Origin of the sequence: Leclercia sp. LSNIH1 (assembly GCF_002902985.1) — a bacterium.
Taxonomy (GTDB): domain Bacteria; phylum Pseudomonadota; class Gammaproteobacteria; order Enterobacterales; family Enterobacteriaceae; genus Enterobacter.
Window position 1 is genome coordinate 3,434,201 of sequence record NZ_CP026167.1, and the last position, 12,101, is coordinate 3,446,301.

The 12,101-nt window shown below is 58.7% G+C and carries 10 protein-coding genes; 6 read left to right on the forward strand and 4 right to left on the reverse strand.

What is annotated here, in order from left to right:
* Positions 1-10: 10 nt before the first annotated feature.
* Positions 11-784, reverse strand: coding sequence for an ABC transporter substrate-binding protein (locus tag C2U54_RS17095; RefSeq protein ID WP_103179733.1), 774 nt, complete (start codon positions 782-784; stop codon positions 11-13).
* 11 nt (positions 785-795) lie between these two features.
* Positions 796-1,965 carry a pyridoxal phosphate-dependent aminotransferase gene (locus C2U54_RS17100; RefSeq protein WP_103179734.1) on the reverse strand — a complete coding sequence of 390 codons (1,170 nt, stop codon included), beginning with the start codon at positions 1,963-1,965 and terminating at the stop codon, positions 796-798.
* A 110-nt stretch (positions 1,966-2,075) separates the two neighbouring features.
* On the opposite strand from C2U54_RS17100, the gene C2U54_RS17105 reads away from it, so the two are divergent.
* On the forward strand, positions 2,076-2,918 hold the full coding sequence (locus C2U54_RS17105) for a LysR family transcriptional regulator (protein WP_103179735.1): 843 nt from the start codon (positions 2,076-2,078) through the stop codon (positions 2,916-2,918).
* On the opposite strand, the gene C2U54_RS17110 is transcribed toward C2U54_RS17105, so the two are convergent.
* Together C2U54_RS17110 and hglS are read right to left on the reverse strand one after the other, a co-directional pair.
* A complete protein-coding gene (locus C2U54_RS17110; RefSeq protein WP_103179736.1) occupies positions 2,905-4,413 on the reverse strand; it encodes a carboxylesterase/lipase family protein in 1,509 nt (502 codons plus the stop codon). The two genes, C2U54_RS17105 and C2U54_RS17110, sit on opposite strands and share 14 nt — an antisense overlap.
* Before the next feature lie 42 nt (positions 4,414-4,455).
* The gene (hglS, locus tag C2U54_RS17115) at positions 4,456-5,799 is read right to left on the reverse strand and encodes a 2-oxoadipate dioxygenase/decarboxylase HglS (protein ID WP_103179737.1); all 1,344 of its coding nucleotides are present in this window, start codon (positions 5,797-5,799) and stop codon (positions 4,456-4,458) included.
* A 436-nt stretch (positions 5,800-6,235) separates the two neighbouring features.
* Between hglS and C2U54_RS17120 the strand changes: the two genes are divergently transcribed.
* The 5 genes from C2U54_RS17120 to C2U54_RS17140 all read left to right on the forward strand — a co-directional run bounded on the left by C2U54_RS17120 (position 6,236) and on the right by C2U54_RS17140 (position 12,083).
* A complete protein-coding gene (locus tag C2U54_RS17120) occupies positions 6,236-8,635 on the forward strand; it encodes a DMSO/selenate family reductase complex A subunit (RefSeq protein ID WP_103179738.1) in 2,400 nt (799 codons plus the stop codon).
* On the forward strand, positions 8,619-9,251 hold the full coding sequence (locus C2U54_RS17125; protein WP_103179739.1) for a DMSO/selenate family reductase complex B subunit: 633 nt from the start codon (positions 8,619-8,621) through the stop codon (positions 9,249-9,251). Before C2U54_RS17120 ends, C2U54_RS17125 begins: the two co-directional genes overlap by 17 nt.
* Positions 9,244-10,077, forward strand: coding sequence for a dimethyl sulfoxide reductase anchor subunit family protein (locus tag C2U54_RS17130; RefSeq protein ID WP_103179740.1), 834 nt, complete (start codon positions 9,244-9,246; stop codon positions 10,075-10,077). The genes C2U54_RS17125 and C2U54_RS17130 overlap by 8 nt, the downstream gene beginning before the upstream one ends.
* A gap of 113 nt (positions 10,078-10,190) precedes the next feature.
* Positions 10,191-10,952 carry a 4Fe-4S binding protein gene (locus tag C2U54_RS17135; protein WP_158251042.1) on the forward strand — a complete coding sequence of 254 codons (762 nt, stop codon included), beginning with the start codon at positions 10,191-10,193 and terminating at the stop codon, positions 10,950-10,952.
* Between the two features lie 207 nt (positions 10,953-11,159).
* Positions 11,160-12,083, forward strand: coding sequence for a LysR substrate-binding domain-containing protein (locus tag C2U54_RS17140; RefSeq protein ID WP_103179742.1), 924 nt, complete (start codon positions 11,160-11,162; stop codon positions 12,081-12,083).
* The last annotated feature ends 18 nt before the right edge of the window (positions 12,084-12,101 follow it).

Below are 12,101 nucleotides of genomic sequence, written 5' to 3' on the forward strand. Positions count from 1 at the left end.
CGTAAGATGATTATTTCACGCTGACATCGATGCCCGGGAAGTACTTCTGCGCAAGCTTGTCGATAGTGCCGTCAGCACGGACTTTATCAATGGCGGCATCAAGCTGCTTTTTGGTGGCCTCATCGCCTTTACGCAGGCCATAGCCGATCCCGCTGCCCAGGATGGTGTCATCGGCGACCGGCTTACCGATAAAGCCAAAGCCTTTCCCCTGTGGCTTGCTCAGGAAGCCCGCCTGTCCGGCGGCAGACATCACCAGCGAGGCGTCAATACGGCCATTCAGCAGATCGCCCCAGGCCATGTTCTGATCTTTATACGACACCACGGTGACACCCTGTTTTTCCCAGTGCTCCTTGGCGTAGGTTTCCTGAATGGAGCCCTGCAACACGCCCACGGTCTTGCCCTTCAGCCCTTCCGGGGTGGCGTCCACCGCGCTACCGGTCTTGCCCACCAGCTGAGATGGAATACGGTAGATCGGCTGGGTGAAGTCGATGCTCTGGCGACGCTGGTCGGTGATGTTCATCGCCGAGTTGATGGCGTCAAATTTCTTCGCCACCAGCCCCGGGATCAGCGCGTCAAACGAGGTTTCAACCCAGCTGCACTTCAGGGCCGCCGCCGCGCAAATTGCGTTCCCCAGCTCAATATCAAACCCTTCCAGTTCACCCGAGGCGTTACGGCTCTCAAAAGGCGGATACTCAGCTTCTACGCCGTAACGTAATTCGGTTGCGGCAAGTGAGGAAAACGAACACAGCAACCCCAGGCCGACAACGAAGGCTTTTACTTTCATGACTGAACTCCTTAGCGTGGTTTTACCCGACACAGGGCCTGCGCACCTGCCCGTAATGTCGCCTCATCTTTGGCAAAAGAGAGACGGATTAATTTGTTATCTGTCCCGTCGGTATAGAACGCCGAGAGCGGGATCGTGGCAACACCGTAATCAACAATCAGCCGTTTCACCATCTCGCTGTCGCGTTCATCGCTGAAGTGGCTGTAATCCGCCAGCAGGAAGAAGGAGCCTGCGCTCGGCAGCAGGCGGAACGGTGAGTCGGCCAGCAGGTTGACCAGCAGATCGCGTTTGCGCTGGTAGAACGCCGCCAGCGACAGCCAGGTTTGCGGATCGGCCATATGTTCAGCAAACGCATACTGCATAGGGGTATCGGCAGAGAACATCAAAAACTGATGGATTTTGCAGATCTCATCCATCAACGGCGCCGGGGCGACACAGTAGCCGACGCGCCAGCCGGTGACGTGGTAGGTTTTGCCAAACGACGAGACGATCACGCTGCGCTCCGCCAGCCCCGGATGGGTAGCCATGCCGTGATGCGGCACGTCGTCAAACACCACGTGCTCGTACACTTCGTCAGAGAGAATAATGATATCGGTGTTGCGGGTGATCGCCGCAAGCTGCGCCAGATCCTCCGCCGAGAAGACCTGCCCGCTCGGGTTATGCGGCGTGTTGACAATAATCATCCGGGTGCGCGAGGTAATAGCGGCGCGCACTTCATCCCAGTTAACGGCAAAATCCGGCACTGTCAGCTTGATGGCTACCGGCGTGGCGCCCTGCAGACGGACAATCGGCGCGTAGCTGTCGAACGACGGCTCAAAGTAGATCACCTCATCACCAGCATGCACCAGCCCGCTGATGGCCGAATAGAGCCCTTCGCTGGCGCTGGCGGTAACTAACACTTCGCTGGCAGGATCGTACTGCGTACCGTAGAGGGATGCGATCTTATCGGCGATGCGTTCCTTCAGCGACGCCAGCCCGGTCATGGACGCGTACTGGTTGTGGCCCGCCTGCATGGCGCGGTGGACACCTGCCACCAGCGCGGGATCGCAGTCGAAATTCGGCGCCCCCTGAGAAAGGTTGATGGCATTGTGTTCAGCGGAGAGCTGACCGATAACGGTAAAAATCGTGGTGCCTACGTCCGGCAGTTTGGATCGGGGTTGTATCGGAGTACGCAGCGTCATCGGAATTTCCTCTGGTAGATAGTGCATAACTATTCAACCTGAACGCTATTGTGGCGACAATCGAATTGTTGTCATAATAGCCATGATAAAAAATCATACCTGGAGGTTCTGTGTCGCATCGCGCATTCCCGCTCACTGCCGTTGAGGCGTTTATTGTTACCGCCCGACATCTGAATCTGACCCATGCGGCAAAAGAGCTCTGCCTGACCCAGGGGGCGGTGAGCCGTAAGATCGCCGCGCTGGAAAGCTGGTTTGGTTTTCCGCTGTTTGAGCGCCACGCCCGCGGGCTGCGTCTCTCCTCTCAGGGCAGCGCCCTGCTGCCGGATTTGCGCGCGTCGTATGAACACTTTCTCACGGTGGCGGATCAGGCCCGGGCGCAACAAACCGTGGTGCGCCTGAAGGTGCCCACCTGCGCCATGCGCTGGCTGGTACCGCGGCTGTTGCAGGTGGAGCGCGAGCAGCCTGAATTGCAGATTGCCCTGACCACCACCAATGAACACAGCGTCAATTTCAAAACCGAATCCTATGATGCCGCCATTGTCTTTGGCACCCATCTGAGCGCGGGCGATCTGCTGTTTGAAGAGGCATTAACACCGGTATTAAGTCCCCTGCGCCAGGGCACAGCGGTGGAGTCGCTTACCTACCTGCACCCGACGCGGGATAAAACCGACTGGTCGCTGTGGCTGGAGAAACAGGCCTTACAGCCGCCTGCCATGCACAAAAATCAACACTTCGACACCATGGATCTGGCGATCACTGCCGCTATTCAGGGGCTGGGCGTCGCCATTGCCGACGAGACGCTGGTGGCGGAGGATATCCGCGCCGGGCGGCTGGTGCGGCCCTATGCCAGCAGCGTAAGAACCGGCGCCAGCTACCGGCTGGTGCTGCGGGAGTCGCGCGGCAAAGCGGCGGGGCTGGCCGCCTTTCGCGCGTGTCTGCTTAATCCAGGCTGACGTGGTGCTTCATCACCCGTTTAAACAGCACCATGCGGGCGCGCATAAATCGGTTTTCAAGCTTAAATCCCGCATGTTTATTCACTCCGATACGTAGCAAAACGTCCCGCCTGCGGTGACAGGCAGGCCAGCGCGTCGGGCCATTCAGCGTGTCGCACTCCCGGCTGGCATGGCGGGCAAAGTTGACCCAGTAGTCGGCAACCTGGGCGGCAAAGGCCAGGTCGTTGGCATTAACATACTGTCGGGCAGGCTCGGCGAGGGTAAGCGTATCAAACACATACGGCACCTCGTTGCCATGCCAGGCCCCGTTGATGTAAGTGGCATGTTCGGCTTCGGCTACATAATCGAACCAGTAGCGCCAGCACGGCTCCCCTACCCGCTGCTGGGCCTGCATCACGACAAACCCCAGGGTGGTGAAGGCCATATCGCGGCATACCTGACGCCCCAGTTCGGTATCGTCTTTGACGCCGGGATAGAGCAGCTTGATCAGCCCCAGTCCCAGCCGCCGCTCCCGGCGCAGCTTCTGGATCTGTCCGGCGAGATCGATGCCAAACACCGCCATCACGCTCGCTTCATCGCTGTTGGAACCGACCATGATCGGCACCGGATGGTGGCGGGCGGCAAAAAAGACCTCCAGCATCGGCTCCGGCAACACACAATCCCCATGGATCGGCGCGGGGGCTATGTTGTGCGGTGCCGTCAGCGGCCAGAAAGCCTCAGGTGGGATCGCCCGCAACTGCTCTGCGGTGGCGTTTTCCAGCCCAAAATGGGCCGCCAACGCCTCGCCTTTTTTAAGCGCCTGCTCCCGGGGCGTGTCCGGCAGGGTGTAGCCGCTCTGGATTATCGCCTTATGAAACAGCCCCTTTGCCAGCGGCGAGGCGAGCAATGACAGCACGCTCCGCGCCCCGGCAGATTCACCAAACAGGGTGATGTTCGCCGGATCACCGCCAAAGGCAGCAATGTTGTCGCGCACCCACTCCAGGGCCGCTATCTGATCGAGCAGGGCAAAATTGTGTACCACCCGCTCCTCTTCTCCCGCCAGCGCCGGATGGGCAAAAAAGCCCAGGTGGCCGAGCCGGTAGTTGAGCGTCACCACCACGACCCCGCGCTGGGCCAGCGCTTTACCATCGTAGGGTGGCAGCCCGCCTGCGCCAATGGTAAAGCCGCCGCCGTGCAGCCAGACCATTACCGGCAGCGGCGCGGCACGTTCCATCGGCGACCAGACGTTCAGATAGAGGCAATCCTCCGAGAAACGGCCCGGATCGCCCCCACCCAACTGCTGGCAGTACTCGCTGCTTTGCCAGCTTGAGGGCGAAAAGGTGGTGGCCTGGCGCACGCCCTGCCAGCTTGCCACCGGCTGCGGCGAACGCCAGCGTAATGTGCCCACCGGCGGCGCGGCATAGGGAATGGCGCGCCAGACCTGTACATCGCCATCGGTTATGCCGCAGATATCGCCCTGGCACGTGGTCACTATCGGGGAAGAGACGTTTTCCATATCGACCTTCAGTTGCTATCACATCCCCGCAGAGTACCGTTTTTAAAGCAAACCGCAACGTCGCTTGCTGCGCTCTTCCGCCTCCTGATAGAGGGTGAACTCGTCCAGCACCGGGCAGCCCAGCGCCTCTTCAAAGGCATCACGGCTGGCATTGCCGCGGGTGCGGGCCTGGGTTTCGTTACCAAGGTTGGACTGGAAGATCCCGGCGGCACTCACCGGCAGGAAATCTTCATAGGTGATGGGCTGGGCGACCACCCAGCCGCGCTCGATGAGCGGCTGCGGATCGTCACCGGGTCCAAAGGCGTGGCGGTGCGCCTCTCCTGCCGGGGTCAGGCGGTAGCGGAACCACGCCAGTCCCTGGCGACGCAGGAAGATATCGCTGTCGGGAAAGGCCTGGAAAACCTCCTGCAGATGCAGCTGGTGGGTCAGATTATCCTTGCCGGTCCCGGCCTCCGCCAGCAGGCGGTCATAGAGCTCGCGCCCTTTCGGGGTTAACGCCACGCCGCGCTGTTCAATTTCGCCAAAACGCGCGGTATGGGTTCCGCGCGCTTCTCCGGCAAACAGTACCGGCTCCTCCAGCGCCTTAAAGCTGGTCTGACGCAGCAGAAGCGGCGTCTCCCTGCGCGGCGGCCCCTCAATGAGCATCTTCGGCTCGATGCCATATTCCGGCATTAACGCCTGCACCCGGTCGATATCCAGCGTGCGCGGCGTCAGGTGGTTGATATGGCAGCCCGGGAAGCAGACCACGTCGGCAATCAGCCGGTGTTCGTTGTGCAGCGCCAGGTATGTCTCATGATCGACCGTGGCGTGACGATGCCAGCGGAAGGTTTCCAGCGCCTCCTGAACAAACTCGTCGGCCTGCGCCGGGGTGAACGCTCCTTCCGCCTCGTGCAGGTCAATCAGCGCCAGGCAGCGGGGAGTAAAGATGTTGCGACGGGCGAGGATCTCTGCCGCTTTCTCGCGCAGGGCAAGATTGTCGATCAGTTCCAGGCGCAGCAGCGAAGTAAAGATACGAAACGGGTTACGGCACAGCGCGGCATCGTCTACCGGGCGAAAGGCGGTGGAGTGGACCGGCACCCCGGCCTGGGAGAGATCGTAATAGCTGACCGGGAACATCCCCATAATGGCGAACATACGTCGCAGGGTCGCCAGCTCCAGGGCCGTACCAACACGGATCGCCCCGTGGCGTTCGAGGTTGAGACGGGCGAGTTCATCCGCGTTGGCCAGTTGTTCGTGCAGCTTCGGGTTATTTTCCAGTACCGCCAGATTCACATCCGCTACCAGCTCCAGCAAAGTGCCGTACTGCGGAACTTCCTGCTGGTACATCGCCGACATAGCCTGCGAAAAGTTTTCCCGAATATCATCAGCCGTGATGGTGTTCGCCATGATGTCATGCCTCCAGTGAATATTACCTGGAGTGTAGAGAAGGCCGTTGCTGCTGTTTGGAAGAATTTACGAATTGTGATCTGAGTGGTTGGCTGCCTGTTTTTCATGCTTCGCTGTTAAAGAAGCGATAACCCCCCCGATCTTAAGTGAAACGAAAATATCCGCTAACAAACATTTATATCCTGCATTATTAATAGTGGCAGCACTGTACATATTTTAACTTTTATTATTCTGATTATTTATTGAAATTCCCGCTGTCATTAACCCCATAGCAAAATTATTCGTTCATTTCCCGCATTATGAATAAATGATAATTATTATCGCAACAGTCTGAATTTTCCGCCGTTAAATCTGGTTAATGACCCTCTTTGATAAATATCAACTACCTCTTTTAAAGCGTCAGGGAAAATAAGGACATTTTTTATGAGGGAATAATATGTCTGTACCTGAAAACAATGAAGATGCCTTCCCGTCCGGGGTGTCGCGCAGAAGTTTCCTGAAGGCGGGTTCCGCCGCCATCGCCTTGCCTTTTTTGACCTCCGGGCGTGCAAGCGCCTCTACCCCTGGCGCAGAGGCCCCTGCGGTGGGTACGACGCCTGCCGCACGGGTGGTGCAAACCTGCAGTACCTTTGACTGCGGCGGTAAATGCGATATTCGTGCGCATATTGCCGATGGCGTAGTGACCCAAATTACGACCCGGCCGGATGCCGCACTCGATCCCGATATGCCGGTGATGCGAGCCTGTGTGCGCGGTCGTAGCTATCGTAAATTTGTTTATCATCCCGATCGTCTGAAATATCCCATGAAACGGGTAGGTAAGCGTGGCGAAGGTAAATTTGAACGCATATCCTGGGATGAGGCGACAACCCTGATCGCGGATAATATTACCCGCATTACGAAGAAATATGGTCCTGAATCCCGCTTCGTGCACAATAATACCGCAGTCAGCGGCGGCACTTTTTCCGGCGATAAAATGATGCGCCGTTTATTGAACCTGACCGGCGGGCATCTGGAATATTACCACTCCGTCAGTATGGGCAATACCGCCGCCGCCACACCTTATACCTACGGTACGGTCGCTACCGGCAATTCTCTTGATACGTTGCAGGATACCCGCCTGGTGATCCTCTGGGGGCATAACCCGACGGAAACCATTTTCGGCCATACCAACCACTATTTTCAGCAGATGAAGCAGAACGGCACCCGCTTTATTGTCGTCGACCCGCGCTACTCCGATACCGTGTCGTCGCTGGCCGATGAGTGGGTTCCGCTTTTACCGTCAACCGATAACGCGTTGATGGATGCGATGATGTACGTCATCGTCAGCGAAAACCTGCACGATAAAGCCTTTATCGAGCGCTATACCCTGGGCTTTGATGAGGAGAACATGCCGGAAGGGGTGCCCGCTAACGAGTCGCTGGTGGCCTATCTGATGGGCAAAAAAGATGGTGTGGTGAAAACGCCGGAATGGGCAGAAAAAATCACCCACGTCCCGGCCCAGACCATTCGCCAGCTCGCCCGCGACTACGCCACCACCAAACCCGCGGCGCTGATCCAGGGATGGGGGCCGCAGCGCCATATCTGCGGCGAGCGCACCGCCCGTGGCTCCACGCTGCTCGCGACCATCACCGGTAACGTCGGCGTAAAAGGCGGCTGGGCAGCGGGCTACGGCGGCATCGGCAACCGTAAGTTTGCCACCGGCCCGGAGATGCCGGACAACCCGGTGAAAGAAAAAATCTCGATCATGAACTGGGTGCAGGCCGCCGATGATGCCAGCAAGGTGACGCCGGAAGATGGCCTGACGGGGGCAACGCAGCTGAAGAGCAATATCCGGCTCCTGTTCTCGCTGGCGGGCAACTATCTCGCCAACCAGAACCCGGATATTCATCAGGCGGTGAAAGTCCTGGAAGATGAATCCAAAATTGAGTTTATTGTCGCAAGCGATCTCTACCTGACGCCCAGCGCCCGCTATGCGGATCTCCTGCTGCCGGAAACCAGCTTTATGGAGCGCTGGAACATTGGCGAAAGCTGGGGTACCGGCAGCTATCTGATTCTGTCCGAAAAGATCGTTGAGCCTGAGTTCGAACGTCGCTCTGACTATGACTGGCAGCGGGAAGTGGCGGCGAAGCTGGGTATCGAAGCGCAGTTCAGCGAAGGCCGCAGCGAGAAAGAGTGGATTGAGCACATCTGGGAGCAGACGCGCCTCTCCATGCCAGATGAACATCTGCCTACCTTTAGCGAGTTACAGCAACAGCGTCAGCATCTGTTCAAAAGCAAACCGCTTATCGCCTTCGAAGCGAACATCCGCGACCCGGAGAATAACCCGTTCCCGACACCATCGGGCAAAATTGAGATCTTCTCAAAGCGGCTCTATGACATGCATAACCCGGACATCCCTGCCCTGTCGCACTACGTTCCAGCCCAGGAAGGCCCTGAAGATGAGCTGACGAAACAGTTCCCGCTGCAGCTCATCACCTGGAAGGGCAAAAACCGCGCTAACTCCACCCAGTACGCCAACCCGTGGCTGCAGGAGGTGCAGGTTCAGAAGCTGTGGATCAACCCGCTGGATGCGGAAAAACGCGGCATTCGCCAGGGTGACACGGTCCGTATTCATAACCAGCGCGGCATCTGCCAGGTGCCGGCAGAAGTGACCGTCCGGATCATGCCTGGGGTCGTCGCCATGCAGGCTGGCGCCTGGTGGCTACCGGACGCTAACGGCGTCGATCTCGGCGGTTGTCCAAACGTTCTTAGCTCGGCGCGTATCACTCCGCTTGCTAAAGGTAATGCTCATCAAACCATGCTTGTGGAGGTCGCAAAGTATGACGCAGCAGTTTAATGATTTTCCACCCGTCAGCGATAAACAGCTGGGGTTCTTTATCGACTCGTCCCGCTGCTCAGGCTGTAAAGCCTGCCAGGTGGCCTGCAAGGATAAACATAATCTCGAGGTGGGCCGTCGCTTCCGCCGCGTTTACGAGGTGAAAGGCGGCGGGTTTATCCCAACCGGACAGGGCGGCATGGCGCAGAACGTCTTCGCCTATACCCTGTCGATCTCCTGCAACCACTGCGCAGATCCGATCTGCACTAAAAACTGCCCGACAACGGCCATGCACAAGCGGCCCGGCGACGGCATCGTGCGGGTTGATACCCGCAAATGTGTGGGCTGCGGCTACTGCGCCTGGTCGTGTCCTTATGGCGCGCCGCAGATGAATGAAGAGACGGGCCAGATGTCCAAATGCGATTTTTGCGTCGATCTGCAGGCCAAAGGAGAACAGCCGATCTGCGTCGCTACCTGTCCGCTGGGTGCCATCAAGTTCGGCCCGATTGACGAACTGCGCGCCCGCTACGGCAGCGTCTGTGATGTGCAGGGACTGCCGGATTCATCCATCACGCATCCTAACCTGGTGATCAAGCCACACCAGGGCGCTGAGAAAGAGGAGCAACCGCATGCATGAGTTGCCGTTACTGATATTTACCCTTCTGGTACAGGGTTCCGTTGGCATCACGCTGTTCCTCACGCTCAGCGCGGGTGCGGCAAAACCGCTCCCGCAGGCAACGCGCCAGCTGCTGCCGGTGTTGCTGACAGCCTGCGTGATGGGTGGCCTGGGGTTAATCGCCTCCACCCTGCACCTGGGCTATCCGCTGAACGCCTTTAACGCGCTGCGCCACGTCGCCAGCTCGTGGTTAAGCCGTGAAATCGTCTTTGCCAGCTTCTATCTGGCTGTGCTGGGGCTGTGTACGCTGATCCTGCTGGTGAAAAAGCGACTGGTCAGCGTCCTGTTGCCCGTTGCGGCGCTGCTGGGGCTGATTGACGTCTGGTGCATGAGCGCCATTTACGCCAACAGCTCTATCATCACCTGGATGCACTTCAACACCTGGCTGATGTTCTATGGTGCGGTGGGCATCCTCGGCGCGGTGGGGATGGCCTGGCTGCCGATCCTCAACACCGGGCCGGTAATGCAGACGCGCAATACCCTGTTACGCCTGGCAGTGGTGTGCGTGGTGGGCATTGTCGCGATCCGCCTGCTGGCGCAGCCGGCATACATGGATTATCTGGCCAACGCGCCGCTGAAGAGCGTGGTGACCCTGCCTCATCAGCCGCTGGAGGCATTTGCCCGGCTTGAAGGGCTGCGCCTGGTCTGCTGGGTCGCCTCTGTCGTCGGAGCGGTACTGTTTGCCGTAAGCGGCTGGCGCAACCGCAGAACCGGGCTTCTGGCCGGTGGCGTGCTGCTGGTGCTGGCGGAGATCGCGTTCCGCTTTGTTTTCTTTAACATTCACTGATGGCTATTTTTCGCCTTAACGCTAAGCCCCCTGCGCCCCCCGGCGTGGGGGCTTCTTGTTTGCGCCGCACCTTCCCTCGCCACCCCTGCCGCGCCTGCGCAGACGCGTGCCCGGTGGCGGCTATTACCCTTTCCGCCGCCGGGCAGACGATCGATGACGCAAGCTGTCTGCGCTGCGGTAACTGCCTCTTTCCGTGTCCCACCGACGCCCCGGAAAATCTGACTCCCACGCTCAGGAACTATCAGGCCGATCGCTTAGTCGCGCCGTTTTCAGCCTGCATAACCGCCGATGAATTACTGATGTGGCATTTCCAGTATGCCATCCGGGGCGTGGCGCTGGAGAGCGCCGATCATCCGGTGTGGGTCCGGGTCGTCGCCGAATTAAACCTCACCCTGCGGCAGCTCCGGGAGCCGGAGTGGCAGATTTTTCCGCCGACGCCCCGCGCCGTTAACCCGCTACGTCGTCACTGGCTGCACATCCCCGAGGAGAACGTCCAGTCAGGCCGGGTCAGCGCCGGTCGCCGCGCCCGCAGAGCGTTATTATCGTCCTTCAGCGAGTATCAGCTCTCCTTGTCGTTGTCCCTGTGTATGGCCTGCGGCGCCTGCGCCAGAGCCTGCCCTGAAAATGCGCTTCAAATAACTGAGACGGCGCTGGCGTGGGACCCTGCCCGCTGTACGGGCTGTAACAGTTGTACCGCGGTCTGTTTTTCCGCTGCGATCCGCATTGAGCACCAGCTACAGGCCGCAACGCCACAACGCTATCCGTTTGCGGTAAAAACCTGTCGTAGCTGCCATCACACCTTCTACACCTTCTCCCCTGAGGCGGATCGCTGTCATATCTGCCAGCGCCACGCTTTCGCAATGCGGGAAGCGTAACCCCTTTAATGTTGCCATTTTGTTATGCAAAATGGCTCTCTCCCCCTACACCTTCTCACCAGGTCTCCCCTGATAGTGCATGTAAGCGACAGATTTTATTCGATGCTTTACTAAAACCGATGAAATGTTAATGATATTTTGCTATCAAGTTATCAAAATTAAATAACTTTTCTTGTCACGCTGAAGGCTCTGTTTTTAACATCGCTTATGGAAAAAAATGGCTTGTTTTCTCAGCGCATTCGTCTGCGCCATCTTCATACTTTTGTGGCCGTCGCTCAGCAGGGTACGCTTGGGCGCGCGGCTGAAACCCTTAATCTGAGCCAGCCTGCGCTTTCAAAAACGCTGAACGAGCTGGAGCAGCTCACCGGCACGCGGCTGTTCGAACGCGGGCGCCTGGGCGCGCAACTGACGCTCATGGGCGAGCAGTTCCTGACTCATGCCGTCAAAGTCCTGGATGCCCTGAATACCGCGGGCCAGTCGCTGACGCGGCGTAACGATGTGGTGCCCGATGTCGTGCGCATTGGTGCCCTGCCCACCGCGGCGCTGGGCATTTTGCCGGCGGTCATCGGCCAGTTCCACAAGCAGCAGCGCAACATCACCTTGCAGGTCGCCACCATGAATAACACCATGCTGCTGGCGGGCCTGAAGTCGGGCGAGCTGGATCTGGGGATCGGCAGAATGTCGGACCCGGAGCTGATGAGCGGCCTGAACTATGAGCTGCTCTTCCTGGAGTCCCTGAAGCTGGTGGTCCGTCCGCGCCATCCCATCCTCAACGATACCGTGACCCTCAGCCGGGTGATGGAGTGGCCGGTGGTGGTGTCGCCGAAAGGTACCGTGCCGCGCCAGAATGCCGAAACCTTGCTGCAAACCCAGGGATGCAAACTGCCACCAGGCTGCATTGAAACCCTCTCGGCCTCGCTGTCGCGTCAGCTGACGGTCGATTATGACTATGTCTGGTTTGTCCCGTCCGGGGCAGTGAAAGAGGATCTGCGTCAGGGCACGCTGGTGGCGTTGCCGGTGACAACGCCCGGTCCAGGCGAACCGATTGGGGTATTAACCCGCGTGGACGCCCCGCTCTCCGCCGCCACCCAGACGCTGCTGAGCGCGATACGTAAATCGATGCCAGTCTAATCTCACCCCTCTCCAGCC

Bases quoted from the DNA above. Each gene is read 5' to 3' on its own strand.
- hglS (WP_103179737.1), bottom strand. From the start codon at position 5,799: ATGGCGAACACCATCACGGCTGATGATATTCGGGAAAACTTTTCGCAG.
- C2U54_RS17130 (WP_103179740.1), top strand. From the start codon at position 9,244: ATGCATGAGTTGCCGTTACTGATATTTACCCTTCTGGTACAGGGTTCC.
- C2U54_RS17140 (WP_103179742.1), top strand. From the start codon at position 11,160: ATGGAAAAAAATGGCTTGTTTTCTCAGCGCATTCGTCTGCGCCATCTT.
- C2U54_RS17095 (WP_103179733.1), bottom strand. From the start codon at position 784: ATGAAAGTAAAAGCCTTCGTTGTCGGCCTGGGGTTGCTGTGTTCGTTT.
- C2U54_RS17125 (WP_103179739.1), top strand. From the start codon at position 8,619: ATGACGCAGCAGTTTAATGATTTTCCACCCGTCAGCGATAAACAGCTG.
- C2U54_RS17120 (WP_103179738.1), top strand. From the start codon at position 6,236: ATGTCTGTACCTGAAAACAATGAAGATGCCTTCCCGTCCGGGGTGTCG.
- C2U54_RS17110 (WP_103179736.1), bottom strand. From the start codon at position 4,413: ATGGAAAACGTCTCTTCCCCGATAGTGACCACGTGCCAGGGCGATATC.
- C2U54_RS17100 (WP_103179734.1), bottom strand. From the start codon at position 1,965: ATGACGCTGCGTACTCCGATACAACCCCGATCCAAACTGCCGGACGTA.